This window comes from Bacillus sp. PS95 (assembly GCF_037963565.1).
Taxonomy (GTDB): domain Bacteria; phylum Bacillota; class Bacilli; order Bacillales; family Bacillaceae; genus Bacillus; species Bacillus subtilis.
This window is the reverse complement of record NZ_CP150160.1, coordinates 2,574,719-2,591,655: the sequence shown is the minus strand read 5'-3', so window position 1 is coordinate 2,591,655 and position 16,937 is coordinate 2,574,719. Positions and strand designations below refer to the sequence as shown.

At 40.4% G+C, this 16,937-nt stretch carries 18 protein-coding genes and 2 pseudogenes; 16 read left to right on the top strand and 4 right to left on the bottom strand.

Annotated features, from left to right (window positions below; genetic code table 11):
* Positions 1-2 precede the first annotated feature (2 nt).
* The 16 genes and pseudogenes from NSQ12_RS13405 (at position 3) to NSQ12_RS13330 (ending at position 13,919) form a co-directional block, all read left to right on the top strand.
* Entirely contained in the window at positions 3-4,760 is a 4,758-nt protein-coding gene (locus NSQ12_RS13405; RefSeq protein WP_003246092.1) for a phage tail tape measure protein, read from the top strand.
* On the top strand, positions 4,753-5,412 hold the full coding sequence (locus NSQ12_RS13400) for a LysM peptidoglycan-binding domain-containing protein (protein WP_004398548.1): 660 nt from the start codon (positions 4,753-4,755) through the stop codon (positions 5,410-5,412). Before NSQ12_RS13405 ends, NSQ12_RS13400 begins: the two co-directional genes overlap by 8 nt.
* A 12-nt stretch (positions 5,413-5,424) precedes the next feature.
* Positions 5,425-6,405, top strand: coding sequence for a hypothetical protein (locus NSQ12_RS13395; RefSeq protein WP_004398524.1), 981 nt, complete (start codon positions 5,425-5,427; stop codon positions 6,403-6,405).
* Complete coding sequence (locus NSQ12_RS13390) at positions 6,402-6,665, top strand: DUF2577 family protein (RefSeq protein WP_003229938.1); 264 nt, start codon at positions 6,402-6,404, stop codon at positions 6,663-6,665. The genes NSQ12_RS13395 and NSQ12_RS13390 overlap by 4 nt, the downstream gene beginning before the upstream one ends.
* Before the next feature lie 12 nt (positions 6,666-6,677).
* Complete coding sequence (locus NSQ12_RS13385) at positions 6,678-7,103, top strand: DUF2634 domain-containing protein (protein ID WP_004398572.1); 426 nt, start codon at positions 6,678-6,680, stop codon at positions 7,101-7,103.
* Positions 7,096-8,142 carry a baseplate J/gp47 family protein gene (locus NSQ12_RS13380; protein ID WP_003229940.1) on the top strand — a complete coding sequence of 349 codons (1,047 nt, stop codon included), beginning with the start codon at positions 7,096-7,098 and terminating at the stop codon, positions 8,140-8,142. Before NSQ12_RS13385 ends, NSQ12_RS13380 begins: the two co-directional genes overlap by 8 nt.
* Complete coding sequence (locus tag NSQ12_RS13375) at positions 8,126-8,704, top strand: YmfQ family protein (RefSeq protein WP_003229941.1); 579 nt, start codon at positions 8,126-8,128, stop codon at positions 8,702-8,704. Before NSQ12_RS13380 ends, NSQ12_RS13375 begins: the two co-directional genes overlap by 17 nt.
* Complete coding sequence (locus tag NSQ12_RS13370; RefSeq protein WP_003229942.1) at positions 8,701-8,973, top strand: hypothetical protein; 273 nt, start codon at positions 8,701-8,703, stop codon at positions 8,971-8,973. The genes NSQ12_RS13375 and NSQ12_RS13370 overlap by 4 nt, the downstream gene beginning before the upstream one ends.
* A gap of 2 nt (positions 8,974-8,975) precedes the next feature.
* A complete protein-coding gene (locus tag NSQ12_RS13365; RefSeq protein ID WP_003229943.1) occupies positions 8,976-10,076 on the top strand; it encodes a pyocin knob domain-containing protein in 1,101 nt (366 codons plus the stop codon).
* 9 nt (positions 10,077-10,085) lie between these two features.
* Entirely contained in the window at positions 10,086-10,421 is a 336-nt protein-coding gene (locus NSQ12_RS13360; protein WP_009967793.1) for an XkdW family protein, read from the top strand.
* On the top strand, positions 10,418-10,582 hold the full coding sequence (locus NSQ12_RS13355) for an XkdX family protein (protein WP_003229944.1): 165 nt from the start codon (positions 10,418-10,420) through the stop codon (positions 10,580-10,582). The genes NSQ12_RS13360 and NSQ12_RS13355 overlap by 4 nt, the downstream gene beginning before the upstream one ends.
* A gap of 87 nt (positions 10,583-10,669) precedes the next feature.
* Positions 10,670-11,563, top strand: coding sequence for a hypothetical protein (locus NSQ12_RS13350; RefSeq protein WP_003246010.1), 894 nt, complete (start codon positions 10,670-10,672; stop codon positions 11,561-11,563).
* A 44-nt stretch (positions 11,564-11,607) separates the two neighbouring features.
* Positions 11,608-12,034: pseudogene (locus NSQ12_RS13345) on the top strand (holin family protein).
* Positions 12,035-12,078: 44 nt separating this feature from the next.
* Positions 12,079-12,897 (top strand): N-acetylmuramoyl-L-alanine amidase CwlA, encoded by an 819-nt coding sequence (cwlA, locus tag NSQ12_RS13340; protein WP_003229946.1) that lies wholly within the window; start codon positions 12,079-12,081, stop codon positions 12,895-12,897.
* A 164-nt stretch (positions 12,898-13,061) separates the two neighbouring features.
* Complete coding sequence (locus NSQ12_RS13335; protein WP_004399085.1) at positions 13,062-13,541, top strand: hypothetical protein; 480 nt, start codon at positions 13,062-13,064, stop codon at positions 13,539-13,541.
* 15 nt (positions 13,542-13,556) lie between these two features.
* Positions 13,557-13,919: a hypothetical protein gene (locus NSQ12_RS13330; protein WP_003229947.1), complete on the top strand. Its 363-nt coding sequence runs from the start codon at positions 13,557-13,559 to the stop codon at positions 13,917-13,919.
* Here the strand turns inward: NSQ12_RS13330 and NSQ12_RS13325 are convergent.
* The 4 genes and pseudogenes from NSQ12_RS13325 to NSQ12_RS13310 form a co-directional block, all read right to left on the bottom strand.
* Positions 13,916-14,062: a hypothetical protein gene (locus NSQ12_RS13325; RefSeq protein ID WP_009967791.1), complete on the bottom strand. Its 147-nt coding sequence runs from the start codon at positions 14,060-14,062 to the stop codon at positions 13,916-13,918. The genes NSQ12_RS13330 and NSQ12_RS13325 overlap by 4 nt on opposite strands.
* A gap of 117 nt (positions 14,063-14,179) precedes the next feature.
* Positions 14,180-14,758 carry a type VII secretion system immunity protein YqcF gene (yqcF, locus tag NSQ12_RS13320; RefSeq protein ID WP_015714310.1) on the bottom strand — a complete coding sequence of 193 codons (579 nt, stop codon included), beginning with the start codon at positions 14,756-14,758 and terminating at the stop codon, positions 14,180-14,182.
* A 14-nt stretch (positions 14,759-14,772) separates the two neighbouring features.
* Entirely contained in the window at positions 14,773-16,368 is a 1,596-nt protein-coding gene (gene yqcG / locus NSQ12_RS13315) for an LXG family T7SS effector endonuclease toxin YqcG (protein ID WP_204551337.1), read from the bottom strand.
* A gap of 369 nt (positions 16,369-16,737) precedes the next feature.
* A pseudogene (locus NSQ12_RS13310) lies at positions 16,738-16,897 on the bottom strand (hypothetical protein).
* Positions 16,898-16,937 lie beyond the last annotated feature (40 nt).

Below are 16,937 nucleotides of genomic sequence, written 5' to 3'. Positions count from 1 at the left end.
CTATGGCTAAACTAACAGCCACGTTTGAATTACATGATAAGATTTCCCGCAAGCTTCGAATGATACAAGGCAATGCTGAAAGACTTAAGAGGGCTGCTAATGGCCCTCTTATTTTTGAGGCTGAAGACCGGACTGAAAGAGTTATGCGGCAAATTGATCGATCAGCCAACCGTTTGACGGCTCGGGCTCGATTGCTTGAAATGGGTTTAGATGATCGAGTTTCGAATGGCTTACATTCTATACGCCAGCAAGCAGAGGATCTTACCGAAGGCAGTCATGAGGTGACGGTTTCCGTAAATGATCAAGCTACACCACGTTTTCGTTTGATCCGTGGAGGTCTCACTGATTTGAATAGCTCGCACGCTGAGCCAACTGTTTCAGTACGTGATCATGCTTCTAACCAATTAGATGAGATCCGTCGTCATGTGACTGATGTAGATAGCGAACATGCAGAGCCAACTGTTTCTATTAAGGATAGAGCTTCAGCGGCTCTGGATGCTATTGAAGCGAAAATAGACAGCTTGAAGGGTGCTACCATTACTCTGGCAGTTGCAGGTGGTTTTTCTGCAGGTTCAATTATGGGTTCTGGTAAAAGCACAATGTCTCAGGATGCTTATGTGTCAGCAACTTCAAACGTTAATAAGAAAGATGTTGCAAAAATGACGGATCAGATCTATTTCAACAATAAAGCGGGCAGTTCTCGGGAAGAAGTCAGTTTATCTCTAAGAAACTTATCGCAACAGACAGGGGCGTCTAAAAAAGCTCTGGCTGAATTGACTGAGTCATCAAGTAAGATTGCCCAGCTTATGAATGCTGATCAGGCAGAGGTAGATCGTGCTTTCAGTTCAATGTATAACAACTTGAAATTGTCTGGGAAACAAAGCGGAGACTTAATTGCTTATGTATACCGGAATGCCGGTGACCAGGCTGATGATTTATTAGACACGATGAATGAATACAGTTCCACCTTTAAAGACTTGAAGCTCACAGGCGGCCAAATTGCAAACGCGATGATAAAAGGAACAAAGGGTGGAGCCAGAAACTTCGATAACCTAGCCGATAGTATGCGTGAGTTTAACATCCGCCGAACCGAAATGTCTGATAGTCAAGTGGACGCATTTAAAACACTGTTCGGAGCCAAGGAAACTAAGAAAATGTTCAAGGGCTTCAAAGATGGTTCAATAAGCGGAGAGGAAAGTTTATTTAGGGTGGCAAAAGCCCTTTCTAAAGTGAAAGACAAAACAAAGCGGGCTGCTATTGCGACTGAGCTTATCGGGACACAATATGAAGACCTTAAGCAGCCTATTTTAGATATGGCTGAGGGTATTGGTACAAGTGCCAAAACAAGCGGTGAATTGGAACGAAGCTTTACGAAACTTCGGGATAATAACCCGATGACACCGGTTAATGATGCCATGAGAGATTTTGAAAGCATATCTAAGGATATGGGAACCTCTCTGCTAACTGGATTAGGACCGGCCTTTGATAAAATCAGCTCGTTCATTAACAGTAAAGAAGGTCAGGAAAAACTTAAAGAGATCAAAAAAGATATTGCTGATCTAGGTGAGGAGATAGGTGATAAGTTAAACGTAGCCATTGAGTGGAGCGTCAACCATTGGGATGATTTGAAAACAGCGATTAAAGTTGTGATCCCCTCTTTAATTGGATTGATTGGTTATTTGAAAATACTTCGTCCGCTGTTAAAAGGCATAGGTACTGTCGGAAGTGATGCAGCAGGCGTAATCCGAAAATTAATTCCAAAACGTACTCCTAAAGCTGGTACTAATACGCAAAGTGAAAGGAGGAATAGAAACAGTAATCGTAATGCTAGCACAAGGGGCAGAGAATCCAAAACTGCCACAGGTCCAACGAGTTTACCTCGAAGCGGCAGCTTGACATATTGCTGTTGTAGCGATGGAGGTAAAAATGATCGCATTCGTAGAAGACGAGGGAAAAGAGTTTTAGGTCGACGCGGTAATCCAAACCGAATGAACCCTTCTGATAGTTCAATTGCTGTGTCATCTGAACGGTTGGAGAGAAGGCGTTCCGGTAGAACTGTAGGTACTAATCCAACTAGAGATTCAAGATCAGCAATAATCACTACGAGATCGGAGCTATACTCAGCTGGTAGAGCTGCAGGCGGTACATCGAAGTTCGGGAAAGTCTTAAGTCCTCTGAAAAGTGTTGGCAAGTTTGCAAAGGGAGTCCCTCTATTAGGAACAGCGTTAGCGGCAACCGATTTAATTGGGATGAATAAAGATAATGTTGGTGAAAAAATTGGATCAGCTGGCGGTGGCCTTGCTGGAGCGGCTACAGGAGCAGCTATTGGCAGTGTTATTCCAGGAGTGGGAACAGCTATTGGTGGATTAGTTGGTGGTATAGCAGGCACCATGGGCGGCTCAAGTTTAGGTAAAGCGTTTGATGGTTCAGAAGTAAAGAAGAAACTAAACAGTACATTATTTGATCAAAAATGGTGGTCTGAAAAATGGTCAGGCATTAAGAGTAATGCGAAGACTTCCATCAATGGGTTAAGTGATACATGGTCTAATGTAAAAGAAAAGGTGAAGTCCACTTTATTTAATAGTGAATGGTGGTCTGAAAAGTGGTCTGGCGTTAAAAGCTGGGCACAAAACAAATGGAATAGTGCATCATCTGTTTGGGAGTCCGTAAAGGGAAAAATAAAATCCACTTTGTTTAGTGAGAAGTGGTGGTCAGGTAAATGGGAAGGCGTAAAAAGTTGGGCTCAAAGTAAGTGGGACAGCGCGTCTTCTGTTTGGCAATCAGTTAAAGGAAAGCTGAAATCCACTCTATTTAGCGAGAAGTGGTGGTCAGGAAAATGGGAAAGTGTAAAAAGCTGGTCCAAAAATAAATGGGACAATGCTAAATCAATATGGAAAAGTGTTAAGAGTTCCATCTCAGAAACCCTTTTTAGTAAGAAGTGGTGGTCTGAAAAGTGGCAGAGTGTAAAGGAATTGGGAAGCAGTATTTTAGGCGGGGTAAAAGAAGTTGGTGGTAAAGTAGCTTCAAGTGCGAAAAAAACTGCTGGTAAAGCGTGGGGATATGTGAAGAGTGGCGTAAATTATTTATTTGGTTCGGGAAAAGAAAAGCCAAAGAAACATGCTACTGGTGGTTACATTACGAAGCCAACAATATCTTGGATTGGTGAAGCTGGTAAAGAATTCGTTATCCCTGTTGAGAATAATAAAGGTCGCGGCAAAATGCTCCTTTCTCAAGCTGCTTCGAAATTAGGGATGAGTGTGGTTGATGATATAGCGTCTGCTTCATCTGCAGGAGGTGAACCGGCAACTTCCCCGCTAGTCCGTAGTGCGGCGGTGACTGCTTCTGTATCTCCTATTATTGACACATCCAGTCTTGATGAACAAGCAACATCATTTGGTCAACAGTTCACGAAGAGCTTTGATCAAGGAATTAGAGATAATGTTGTTTCTATGGAAGCATGGAAACAGAAAAACGTTGGACAACCAATGAACAATTTAATCTCTTATTCTCCGAATTACGGAAAGCAAGTGGTCAATGGTTATGCTAAAGGTCAAAACAGCACTTCGACCGGTACAGATGGCTTCTTGCAGACGAAGGTTAAAATGCCATTTCAGAACACTGTTAATAAATCTTCATCATGGGGAAGCGGAACGATCAAAGGTTTTGCTTCCGGACAAAATAGCTCACAAACTGGTACTGATCAATACGTCAGCACTCATATTAACAAGCCGTTTATCCGCTCTAAAGAATCATCAAACGGATGGGGAAGCGGTATGATCGGTAATTTTGTTTCAGGCATGACTTCTAAGGCAAGTGAAGTCAATGAGGCTGCCAAGGAACTGGCGAAAAAAGTTGAGAAGGCATTTCGTGAAGAGCTGGATATTCATTCACCTTCCCGTGTCATGATGAGTCTTGGGCGTTTTGCCTCTATAGGTATTGTAAAAGGTCTGGATTCTGTTGATGTAAAAAAGTTTGCTGAAAAACAAGCAGGCTCACTAGCTGCCGCTTATTCTGGAATGGGCGCAGTAAGCGGAAATGTGAAGCAATGGCTCATGGCTGCTATCATGGCTACAAAGACACCGATGAGCTGGCTTCCAGGGCTGATGACAATTGCTCAGCATGAGTCAGGCGGTAATCCGAAGGCAATCAACTTATGGGATAGTAATGCGAAAGCAGGACATCCATCTCAGGGGCTCATGCAGACAATCCCAAGTACCTTCAACGCACACAAATTGCCGGGCATGAATAACATTCTTAACCCGATTCACAACGCTGCTGCTGCGATTGGCTATATCAAAAGCAGATATGGATCAATTAATAATGTACCAGGCATTAGAAGCATGAGACATGGAGGTCCATATGTTGGCTACGCTAACGGCGGACTTATTACCAAAGAGCAGATTGCCCGTGTCGGTGAAGGAAACAAAAGGGAATGGATCATTCCGGAGGAGCGAGGCATCCGTGGACGTTATTTATTAGCCCAAGCAGCTAAGGCACTCGGAATGGAAGTCACAGACCCATCTGAAAAAGGTCAAACTGAATTATCTTCAGGTCAGGTAACAGCTGCCACAACGGGTCGTAATCAAACAACGTTTAAAGCTGCAGGTGGCAAAGAGGTCATTATTCAGTTTAATGGCGATCAGCATTTTCACAATGACCAAGACATGAACAGTCTTGTAGCTAAGATTAAGCAGGCCCTTGTCGATGAGCTTGAACAGGATATCAACATTGGAACGAAGGGAGTCGTTGCTTTTGACTAAATCCATATATGAATTCTGGATTTCACAAGGGAAGGACAAGCTGCGGCTTCCGGTCCTTCCTGAACAAATTGATATATCCAACACAATTCAAAATGAATCAGTAAAAGTGGCTAGTTTTGGGGAGATCACTTTTATTGATAAACCGGGAGCGAAAGAAATTTCGTTCTCTTCTTTTTTTCCAAAGAAACACAGCCCGCTTGCTGAGTATAAGGGATTTCCTTCTCCTGAAAATGCTATTGCAAAGATCGAGAAATGGGTGAAATCTAAAAAGCCGGTTCAATTCTTAATTACTGGAACGAAAATTAATTTAACTTGCAGTATCGAGGTTTTTTCTTATACAGAGGGCCAAAAAGATATAGGTGATCGTGATTATGAAATAAAGCTGAAGGAATACAAAACTGCTTCGCCGCGGAAGATCAAGCAGAAGAAAAAGACGAAGAAGAAACGGCCATCTAAATCAGCTCCTAAAACATACACCGTTAAGAAAGGCGATACACTGTGGGACCTTGCCGGCAAATTTTATGGAGACAGTACAAAATGGCGCAAGATATGGAAAGTCAATAAAAAGGCTATGATCAAACGAAGCAAACGGAATATAAGACAGCCAGGACACTGGATCTTTCCTGGGCAAAAATTAAAAATACCGCAGTAAGCAGGTGATGACATGATAGAACTTTTCGTCATTAAAGAAACGGAATGGCTTGAGCTGGTAACTGAAAGTGTTTCCCTCGAAGGGCAACGGTATCAGGCGCCGCGATCGATTACGGCCAAGATCATTACGAAACAGGGAACCCATTCATATTACAGCGTATCTGAAGGGGATACAGTTTTATTTAAGTGGAAGGGCAAAGAACTGTTCCGGGGCATTGTGTTTTCTCGCAATCCGGAAGAACACTGGATGACTTTTACGGCTTATGATATGCTGCAATATTTGGTCAAGAACAAAGATGTTTATGTTTTCTCAAATCAACGTGCAGACGAGATTATAAAACGGTTGGCGCGAGATTTTCAGATTCCGACTACATCCATTGCAAATACAGGTTACACCATTAAATCATTAGTGTTTAAAGATGATACGAGCCTTTATGACATGATTCTAAAAGCCTTGAAACAAACGAAAAGCCAAACCGGAAGGAATTATCAATTATATTCTGCGAAGGGGAAGCTTGGCCTTCGCGCTTGGCCAGATCTGTCAGAAGTATGGGTGTTGGAGACGGGTGTGAACATCACCGGCTATCAATACAGCACTTCAATTAATGACACGGCCACAAAAGTAAAGCTCCGCCGGCAGAAAGACAATAAAACATACACAGCCACTGCAAGTGACAGCTCAGGGATCAGTAAATATGGTGTGCTTCAGTATGTCGAAACGGTTTCTGATAACATTAACCAGGCGCAGCTTCAGGAGCGTGCGAAAGTCAAACAGGCACAGAAAAAAGGTGTTAAAAAAGAACTCAAGAGTATTCAAGCGATTGGCATTCCGGATCTTCAGAGCGGGTTGCCCATCTATATCTCAATTCCGGAAGTCGGGGTTAAGAAAACATACTGGATCGATACAGACAAACACGAATTTAAAGGATCGACACACACGATGACCATTGATGTGGTTGAGAAAAATTCTATCCCTGATGGTGTTTCCTCATGAGATTAAGTGAAGCAATCAAACATTTGGCTGTCCGTGCAGTTGATTCTGAGTCGCCAGTGGATATTCTACCGGCTGAAGTGGTTTCCGTTTCCCCTGTTGAAATAAGGCTTAATGAAAATGACAAATTAATAATACCTGCTGATTTGATTATTGTTCCAAAGCGGCTGCGGGCCGGTGAAGAAGCATTAAATACAGGTGAGCGTGTGATGATTGTCTCCTTAAAAGGCGGGCAATCATTTTTTATTCTCGACAAAATATAGGAGGTGTTTGGAATGGCTTTGTCTCCGGAAATCGAGTTTGAGGATATAGAAGATGACAGCGAAGTCATAGAGACCTCGCAAACCTACAAAATAGATTTTGAAAATGGCCGTATCACAAATGAAATCATCACAGGCCTTGAAGCGATCAAGCAGTTTGTATATTTGTCTCTCCATACTGAGCGATACGCATATTCTGTTTACAGTCATGACATTGGAAATGAACTTCAAGACGTGCTGGCAGATAACGAAACAACAGACGCATATAAGAAAATGGAGATCCCTCGGCTGATAGAGGAAGCACTGATCTATGACGATCGGATTTCTGCTGTTACAGATTTTGAAATAGAAAAACAAGGCGAATCGTTCCGTGTCTCCTTTACAGTCGAGACTGACGAAGGAACATTGGAGATCGAGGAGGTGCTTGGCGAGGATGTTTGAAGATCAAACCTATGAATCGATTATGGATCGAATGTTGAACAGCATTTCAGCGGACATTGATAAAAGGGAAGGCAGCGTGATTTATAACGCGTTAGCTCCTGTAGCCGCAGAATTGGCCAAGTCTTATATTTGGCTCGATACTGTTCTGGAACTTGTCTTCTCAGACACGGCCCAAGGGGAATTTTTAGATCGACGAGCTACTGAAGCAGGCATTGAGCGGACTGCTGCCACAAAAGCAGTCAGGGCAGGGGAGTTTACTGAAGGCGTGACCATTCCTGTAGGGTCTCGCTTTTATGTTGATAATCTTTATTTTCAATACACAGCTGACGGGACGTTGGAGTGTGAAACAGCGGGGGAAGCAGGGAACGCAAACATATCCGGTCAGAATCTATTGTCATTAGACACTATACCTGGGCTTCAAAAAGCGATTGTGAAAGAGATTCTGATTCCTGGACGTGAAGAAGAGGATGATGACAGTTTAAGAGCTAGATATTTTACCCGCGTGCGTCGAGAAGCTGTCAGTGCCAATAAAGCACACTATAAACAATGGGCTGAAGAAGTAGACGGAGTGGGGAAGGTAAAGGTCTTTCCGCTTTGGAACGGGGACGGTACAGTCAAAATTGTCGTGACCAATGCTAACTTGGAACCTGCTTCCGATATTTTAATATCAAAGGTGAAAAACTATATTGATCCTGAACCCGGACAAGGTGAGGGACAAGCGCCAATAGGTGCCTTTGTCACAGTGGAGAGTGCGGTATGGAAAGAGGTTGAGATTTCAGCCGAGGTACTTCCCGAGGTCAATAGCTCTATCGATCAGGTAAAGCAAGAAATTGAATCAGGTGTTTTAAATCTTTTTAAAAAGATTGCCTTTGAAGATAACGTCATCCGTTTATCGCAGATTAATAATATCGTCTACAATTCACCTTCAGTAAGTGATTACGCAGATATTAAAATCAACGGCGTGGCCGAAAATTTGGTTCTGAGTGCCGTCGAAATCCCTAAATTGGGGCAGGTGAACATCATTGAGCAAACTCGATGAAATGACTGCTTACCTGCCGCCGTTCCTTACCAAGTTAAAGGAAATGGCTGAACTTCTTAAAGCGGAAGCTCCGGAATTTGAGAAGCAAAATAACAGCATCTTTGATCTGACAGATCAGCTGTTTGTTACTACGGCAACCTGGGGGCTTGAACGATGGGAAAAGATTTTGAACGTACCGCGGGAATCAGGTGACACCGATGAGATCCGCCGATTGCGCCTAATCTCTAAAATGTCCAATATACCGCCGGCAACATATAGGGCCATTGAACACGCGTTGAACCGGTTCCTGAAAAATCCGTCAGCTCAGGTTCGGCTGCTTCCCGGAGAGTACCGTTTTAAGGTTGATATTGATATAGATGATATGCAGCATATGAGCGAGCTCATAGAAACATTGGAGAATATGAAGCCAGCTCATTTGGCATATACCTTGCGAGCTGCTTTGAATGAGCCACTCCAAATAAAAGATACTGTCATTTTGAATAACAGAAGGTATCGAAAAGCAAGTGAGCTAAAGGTAGGTTATTCCGTCACGCTCAATAATAACGAGGTGGTCCTTGTATGATTACACAGCTTTATAGAGAGCGTACAGCTGCAGATTTGAAAAATAGAATATCGAAAGTGCTGCTGAATGGAAATGAAACAGAAATTGTGGAACTCACCATTCAGGGTGCCGTTGTCACGGTGCTTACTCAACGAGAGGAAGACATCAAACATATTAAGAGTGTTCAGATACTTGATGATCAAAACAACGTGATTACGGAAAGAACAACAGATTTAGACGTTAGTAATAATAGAACGCTAGATTTTAGGATTACTTTTGAGGTGGTTTAACAATGGCTTATGATGCAAAAACAGATTGGCTCCCGGACGATCCGATTAATGAAGATGATGTGAACCGTTGGGAGAAAGGCATTCAAGATGCGCATAAAGATTTAGCTGTACATAAAAATGACATGAACAACCCTCACAATACAACAAAGGCGCAAATCGGGCTAGGGAACGTTGATAATGTACAGCAAGCTTCGAAAAAAGAATTTGAAGAGCATCGTAATGATTTACAACGGCACATTACACCAGTGGAACGGGAGAATTGGAATGCAAAAGAAACAATTGTCGGAGCTCAGGAAAAAGCGGATAAGGCTTTATCGGATGCAAAATATTACGTGGATACCAACTATAAAAATAACAATCTGACGTTAATTACTGGAGACAATGCTATTCAAGATGCAAGAACAGGAGGGGAAGAATATCCTTTAGGACTGACCTTAATGGACATTGGGCAGGGAAATACTACAGGCTACCCCTTGGGTTATGGCATTGTCAAAAATGAAAAATATAATAATTACCGTTTCACTCAATACTTTTACGGAACAGGGAATGAGTCTGGGACTTACTATGACAGTACAGGAGTTTGGATTAGACACTGGTGGAGTGGTTCAGGCTGGACTCCGTGGCAAAAGATATCAGGTTTTGCTCATGCGAATATTGGAACTACAGGTGTTCAGTATTTAAAAAAGATTGATCACACTAAAATTGCATTTAACAGGGTCATCAAGGATAGCCATAATGCTTTTGATACTAAAAACAATCGATTTATTGCTCCGAACGATGGAATGTACTTAATCGGGGCAAGTATATATACCTTAAATTATACATCTTATATAAACTTTCATTTGAAGGTTTACCTAAATGGAAAAGCATATAAAACACTGCACCATGTAAGAGGAGACTTTCAGGAAAAGGATAATGGGATGAATCTTGGTTTAAACGGCAATGCGACTGTACCCATGAATAAAGGAGATTACGTTGAAATCTGGTGCTACTGTAATTACGGAGGAGACGAAACACTGAAAAGGGCAGTAGATGATAAAAATGGTGTATTTAACTTTTTTGATATACAAGAACTTGGAGGCCGAAACTATCCAAGATTTTAGGAGGTAACGATGAATATAGGTGAAGCTATTCTTTTTAAATACCCAACAGCTGATCCCACAAAGGATTTTATTGTCCAGAATAATGGTGATGGAACTCCCTCATATATAGCAGAGTGGAATATTAGGGCACCTATACCCACGGAAGCAGAGTTAAAAACTTGGTGGGAAGAGCTTCAGAGTACATCTGCATATGAACCACCAGTTCAAGTGGATCTACTTGCAAGAGAGTTGTCACAGGAAAAACTGGCTCGTAAACAGCTTGAAGAATTAAACCAAACTTTGGGAAGCGAGCTTTCAAAAATAAAGTTGCAACTGCTTACTCTACAAGGAGGGCAAGGTTCATGAATTATTGGGTGCTGGCTTTGCATTATAACTGGGCTTCTTCTGAAATGGTGAAACAGGCAATTCATCTCAAAGATTGTTCGCCCGAAGATTTACAGGAAGGAATAGAGAAAAAACTCATTACAGCTGAACAGTATAAAGAGATCACAGGAGAAGCCATTTAGGGCTTTTTTATTTTTCCTTAAAGGAGGTGGTTCCGTTGTAAACCCATGCTCACCACTAATGATCTACAATAGCAAGGAGGATTTATAATGGCATCATATAGTTTTCAATTTTCAACAGATGCAACTGGTAAGCCGGGGGCAGCCAAGCCATACAGAGAAGGAAACAGAGATTTTGTTGTGCCGGTAGCTTCAATCTCCGGTAATTCAGAGCTGCTGACGAACGCAGTTTTAAAAGCCACTGAAGTCTACACGCAATATGGACAAGATCGATTAGGTCAGGTTTTAATTTCAAAAGTAAAAGGTCACGCTTATTCTGATCGTGAAGGTACCTTATTCATTGAAGAAAGTAACGATATGAATTCATGGACCACAATCTCTTCATTGGTTGTTAAAGCAAATACGCTTGGCGAGACTGAGTGGATTCATTTAACTAAACGATATTTCCGTTTCAGATACGCAAATGGTAACCTGCAGCAATCTGAATTCTTACTTTACCAGTCATTGGGCGCAGGTGAAGAGGATATAAACATTAACCATACTGTTCCTATTACAGCAGTTGCTCCGTTCTCAGTCCAGTTAGATAAAAGCGGGTTAACTAATGATGGTCGTTTAAAAGTTCAAACTGAAGGCTTGAATCTTAGCTCATTAGACACTCAATCAAAAACAATGGATATTGTCTTTCACGATAAAACAGAAACCATAGGTGAGGGTAACCCATTCACCGTTGGATCATTCAAAACGTTGCTCATTGAGGTTTATGGGACGGCTGAGACAAGTGAATTGAAGTTCTGGGGTAAATCCTTATCGGGAACAAAAAGAGCCCTTAGAGGGCAGAAAGTGGATGACGGAACGTTTGCCACTAGCACAAAAGGAAAATCAGAAGCTTGGTCTTTTAGCATTACTGGCTTTAAAGAAATTGTTATGGAGCTTACAGCTTTAACAAATGGAAACTTTTCAGTTAGAGGGACGGCCGTCTCATAAGATCCGGCTGTCCTTTTTTATTTGCCTCGGAGGAGGTGATTAGAATGGAGGAGACAAGTTTGTTTATCAATTTTGAAACATTAGATTTAGCAAGAGTATATTTATTTGGAGGGGTGAAGTACCTTGATTTACTTCTAGTACTTAGCATAATTGACGTTTTAACAGGAGTAATCAAGGCATGGAAATTCAAAAAACTGCGAAGTCGAAGCGCATGGTTTGGCTATGTCCGCAAGCTACTCAATTTCTTTGCGGTCATTTTAGCAAACGTGATTGATACAGTACTCAATTTGAACGGTGTCTTAACCTTTGGTACCGTTCTTTTTTATATCGCTAATGAATGAAGGTTTGTCAATAACTGAAAACTTAGCACAGATTGGTGTTAAAATACCATCATCAATAACAGATCGATTACAAACAATTGAGAACGAAAAAGAACAGAGTAAGAATAACGCAGACAAAGCTGCTGGCTAAGCCAGTGGCTTTTTTTATCTTACTGACAGAAGGAGAGAGGGTATATGGCCATTAAAGTTGTAAAGAATCTAGTCTCTAAATCAAAGTATGGATTGAAATGTCCTAATCCAATGAAAGCTGAATATATCACTATTCACAACACTGCGAATGATGCTTCAGCAGCCAATGAGATTTCTTACATGAAGAATAACTCTAGCTCAACAAGTTTTCACTTTGCAGTAGACGATAAACAAGTCATTCAAGGTATTCCAACGAATCGTAACGCTTGGCACACAGGAGATGGAACAAACGGTACAGGGAATCGCAAGTCTATTGGTGTCGAAATTTGTTATAGCAAGTCAGGAGGGGTACGATATAAGGCAGCGGAAAAGCTTGCTATTAAGTTTGTGGCTCAGCTACTTAAAGAACGTGGATGGGGTATTGATCGAGTCCGCAAACATCAAGACTGGAATGGTAAGTATTGCCCGCACCGCATTTTGTCAGAGGGAAGATGGATTCAAGTTAAGACTGCAATTGAAGCAGAATTGAAAAAGTTGGGCGGAAAAACAAACTCAAGCAAAGCAAGTGTAGCTAAAAAGAAAACAACAAACACAAGCAGCAAAAAAACGTCATATGCGCTACCATCCGGTATTTTTAAAGTGAAGAGCCCAATGATGAGAGGGGAAAAGGTAACACAAATTCAAAAAGCACTGGCTGCACTATACTTTTACCCGGATAAAGGAGCAAAAAACAACGGCATTGACGGCGTGTATGGTCCGAAAACAGCAGATGCAATTAGACGATTCCAGTCTATGTACGGGCTTACTCAAGACGGTATTTACGGACCAAAAACGAAAGCGAAACTTGAAGCTCTCTTGAAGTAAATAAATAGTCTCCTTGAGTATCTTTCTCAAGGAGATACTTATGTTTATTTTGTTACAGATAGTTCAAAATTATTCTAATATTTGAGTAAAAAGTATTATTTTTCTAGTCTGAACATAATGTTATCATTTACATGTAAATAATTTAAAAGAAAGGGATTGATTTCATGTTTAAGAAATTACTTTTAGCAACATCTGCATTAACATTCTCTTTATCATTAGTTCTTCCGTTGGATGGACATGCCAAAGCTCAAGAGGTAACATTACAGGCACAGCAGGAAGTCACTTATCAAACTCCCGTTAAACTATCCGAATTACCAACTAATACAACTGAACAATCTGGTGAATTTCACACAAATGGTATTAAAAAATGGATTGCTAAAGAAGCAATGAAGGCAACAGCCAGTGCGCTTCGACATGGTGGGAGAATTGTTGGTGAGGTAGTCGATGAGTTAGGTGGATCAGCAGGAAAAACATTCGCAAAACATACTGATGATGTAGCAGATGCTTTGGACGAGTTAGTTAAACGAGGTGACGTTGTGGAGGACGCAATTATTGACACGGTTTCCTCATATCTAATTGATGCTGGTGTAAAATCTTCTACAGCTAGAACTATTGCAAGTGTATTTACTTTCTTAGCTTTTTAATTGAGGTGATTTGAATTGGTAACAGTAGAAGAAAGGCTTGACAACCTAGAAAAAAAAGTCGAGAAGCAGGCTTTTCAACTAAGGTTAGTCCAACAATTAGCAGCTGATTATGATCGGTTTGGCTTATTTGATCAAGTTTTGGCCTATGATTTAAGTGAAAAACAGTATCAAGAATTAAGAGAGTTAACGAGCCAGTACACTGATAAGATTAAAAATGGCGAAGAGGTCTCTCTTCATAACTTTACTGAAGAATTTAAAAGAATTTTGAAAGATATTGAAAAAGAAGTGGATTTCGAAAAGTTTATTTCTCTCTGGTTAAAGGGACCAGAAGAAGGTTTTGGATTTTCTAAAGCTTTACATAACCATTTCTTTAATTAAAGATAAGGACCAGCCACATAATAAGCTGGTCTTTCTTTATTTTCCCTCAAGTTCGAACTCCTATGAACAGAATACCAGGTATCTATCCTTCCAAATATATTGTTATTAGCTTGAGGGTTTGTGTGTTTTTCTTCATTAATCATAGAATTCTCCTTACCTCAGTCATTTTCTTCTATTATTTGCAGCTGATTTCAAATTAAATAAAATAAGCCCTTCTCATTGAGAGGGGCTTATAAAGTGACTCTTCTTTATTAAAGTCATTAAACAACAGATTCTCTCTTTATATCAAAAATATCAATCTGTTTTGATTCCAGAAGATCTTGTAAATAATCTGAGCCGTGTTTTTCAGCTACTTGCAATTCTCCTTCGGATATAGGTAAAGCCATTAGCCAAGTAACATTTTTGTTACTAAATTCAAGTAGTTCTAAATCTTCCTCCCATAAAAATGGGGGAACGAACATAATATGTTTCATATCGGTTTCCTGATCATACATACTAATCACATTTTTAAAAATAACACCTGGTGCACAAGTGAAATTTGAGTTGATTATATTAAAGGCACAAGTTGATAAAACATTAGCATATATGTCTGAAGCTGACTCCATTGCAGCTACGATTTCTATCCGCAACGGAGTGCCATTCACCTCATAATTAATAGAATGATCCGACAAACCTAGAGTTGAATATGACGTGATACCTTCCTGAGGCTGGTCACTGACCGATAAAATATCAATGCTGCTACTCTTGTTATCATCCCAATATTTCGTAACCTTCGGTTTACCTCCAAAAGCTCCTAAAACTGTTCTAGCAATTACTTTATTTTCTTGTGTAACGCCCATTAGACAATCTCTCCTTAATCTCCAAAGTAATCATCCGTCATATCTTCCCCTTTATGACTCCTATTGGAGGAAGGTAATTCAGGTTGATAATGGTCTGGATTATTATGTTCATCTAAAAATTGCTTTCGACTAATATTTCTTTCCATTGCACTTTGTTGATGTTTTCTAAATTCATAACCTGGTTTATGACCCATATCCCATGGTTCATCTTTTTTCATTACCTGTTTTGTTAACGGGTCTTTAACAGATCCGGTTGAATCCTTAGCATTTTCCCAAACCTTATCTCTAACGCCTTTACGGAAATAAGTTGGTCTTTTGTACGTTTTAGGAACTTTAGGTTTTTTGCTGGTGTTAGTAGATGTTTCGCTAACTCGGGAACTCGATTTTGCATTAAGCTTTTTGTTAATTCCACGAGCTCCGAAAGGAACCAACATTGCCATTGCTCCACTAAGGCTCTGTTCTTGCCTCTCTTTAGAGACTTTATTCCCGAACATATCGCGTCCTGTTATGGCCTCGCTAAAACCATTTGCAGAAGCAAGTCCATAAAGTCCTTTGCTGGAGTTTTGAAGAGCATGGAATGTCTTAGGTGTTTTGTATACATCGAGAGCTTTGTCTGCTCTATACAATGCCTTACTTGTTGAATAAACAGATTTTCCGCCTTTAGCTAATTTACCTGCCCATCCTACGATAGGGATGTATCCTGCCGCAGCCATTGCACCGGCAGCGACCCGTTGTCCAGCAGTTAGCTTTTCGCCGGTAACAGGATCAACCCCATCAGCGGCTCTTTTATAATCATAATATCCAGAGACCTCTCCTGTAAAATTACAAACAGCATCCCAAGACTTTTCATACCATGGTCTGTTCGCCAGTTCTTCTTGTTCTTTTGCTATTCTTCTTTGTTCCGCCTGTTGGTCCTTAAAAGAGATGTAGTCTGTTGATTGTTTCTTTACATCCTCAGTCATCTTGTGAATCTCACTGTCTCTATAAGCCATCGCATTATAGTGAATAGGAGAGGCGCTTTTGCCTTTTGCTGTCGCATTCATTAAAGCTTGATAATCAGCTTGAATCATTTGTTCATTTGCTTCTGATAGTCCGTATTCTGATGTTAAGTTTTCGTCAACTTCATCCATTTTCTCAATGGCTTCTTTTCGTTTCTTTTCGGCAGACGAAAGTTCATTTTTAAAAGTTTCTGTCGAGAACAGATCCAAAGGCAGTATATCGTTGATATCATTTAATATATCTTGCATGGCTTTTTTCTGTTCAGACATGATGGATTTTGATTTGGTGGAGGCGTTAGCAAGCTCATGCGCTAAAAAGGTTTCTTCTATGTAGGCATCTGATAAGTTGGCGTCTTCTAAGAAACCAGGAATACTCGTTAAGAAAGAAATTTTCATCTCAATTAAATCAATCCATTGGTCAGCAATGCCAGCTTGATCTTCATAAAATGATTTGATGTTATTAGCACCTTTGCCTGAAAACTCGCTATCATCTAAATCTGCAACAGCTTTGAACGCTTTCTTTAATTTGACCATTTTACTTTTTAAATCTTTGTATTCCTTTGCTCGCTTTTCAGCCTCGGTGAGCAAGGTTTTGGCTTCAAATACTTTCATGATCATATCCTTTCATTTAATCGTCATAACAAAATATTACCATGGAAGAATGATGAAACTAACTGTTATGTGGATCAAATGGTGGAAATGAATCATTCGATCTGTGTCATTTTACCTATTTGTTAATCCTTTCAATGAAAGGGGACTTTCCAATTGTAACATCGCCATCATGAAAAAATTCGATAACGTAGCCAAATTCACTAAACATAAAAGTATCTGATCCAACGGCAGTTACATCATCAATTACGTTTAAGGCATGCACAAGACTGGTTTTTAATGCTGGCTGTTCTCCGTAACCCCAAAGAATAATAATGTTCCTATCTTTAAAATGGTGGTTAGCTAGCCAATCGTAAATCTCTTCCTCGTAAACTATAGATTGATGACAACAAACTTCTTCCCACTTGATTCGTCCCCAAGATGTAAAGGGAAAACTGTTTGAAAGCAGTTCATAATATTTTGTCGTTAAGTCTTCTGATAAGATTTCTTTGTTTTTCCCTAGAGCTTCTAAGCATTCATCAAATAAGTCCAAGATGTTCACCTCAAAAGCTTTATGTATGATGGATTTTTTC

What these genes read in the sequence shown, in the direction of transcription:
- NSQ12_RS13395 (WP_004398524.1), top strand. Translation starts at nt 5,425, where the DNA reads ATGATAGAACTTTTCGTCATTAAAGAAACGGAATGGCTTGAGCTGGTA.
- NSQ12_RS13390 (WP_003229938.1), top strand. Translation starts at nt 6,402, where the DNA reads ATGAGATTAAGTGAAGCAATCAAACATTTGGCTGTCCGTGCAGTTGAT.
- NSQ12_RS13335 (WP_004399085.1), top strand. Translation starts at nt 13,062, where the DNA reads ATGTTTAAGAAATTACTTTTAGCAACATCTGCATTAACATTCTCTTTA.
- NSQ12_RS13365 (WP_003229943.1), top strand. Translation starts at nt 8,976, where the DNA reads ATGGCTTATGATGCAAAAACAGATTGGCTCCCGGACGATCCGATTAAT.
- NSQ12_RS13355 (WP_003229944.1), top strand. Translation starts at nt 10,418, where the DNA reads ATGAATTATTGGGTGCTGGCTTTGCATTATAACTGGGCTTCTTCTGAA.
- NSQ12_RS13325 (WP_009967791.1), bottom strand. Translation starts at nt 14,062, where the DNA reads ATGATTAATGAAGAAAAACACACAAACCCTCAAGCTAATAACAATATA.
- yqcF (WP_015714310.1), bottom strand. Translation starts at nt 14,758, where the DNA reads ATGGGCGTTACACAAGAAAATAAAGTAATTGCTAGAACAGTTTTAGGA.
- yqcG (WP_204551337.1), bottom strand. Translation starts at nt 16,368, where the DNA reads ATGAAAGTATTTGAAGCCAAAACCTTGCTCACCGAGGCTGAAAAGCGA.
- NSQ12_RS13380 (WP_003229940.1), top strand. Translation starts at nt 7,096, where the DNA reads ATGTTTGAAGATCAAACCTATGAATCGATTATGGATCGAATGTTGAAC.
- NSQ12_RS13370 (WP_003229942.1), top strand. Translation starts at nt 8,701, where the DNA reads ATGATTACACAGCTTTATAGAGAGCGTACAGCTGCAGATTTGAAAAAT.
- cwlA (WP_003229946.1), top strand. Translation starts at nt 12,079, where the DNA reads ATGGCCATTAAAGTTGTAAAGAATCTAGTCTCTAAATCAAAGTATGGA.
- NSQ12_RS13350 (WP_003246010.1), top strand. Translation starts at nt 10,670, where the DNA reads ATGGCATCATATAGTTTTCAATTTTCAACAGATGCAACTGGTAAGCCG.
- NSQ12_RS13385 (WP_004398572.1), top strand. Translation starts at nt 6,678, where the DNA reads ATGGCTTTGTCTCCGGAAATCGAGTTTGAGGATATAGAAGATGACAGC.
- NSQ12_RS13360 (WP_009967793.1), top strand. Translation starts at nt 10,086, where the DNA reads ATGAATATAGGTGAAGCTATTCTTTTTAAATACCCAACAGCTGATCCC.
- NSQ12_RS13405 (WP_003246092.1), top strand. Translation starts at nt 3, where the DNA reads ATGGCTAAACTAACAGCCACGTTTGAATTACATGATAAGATTTCCCGC.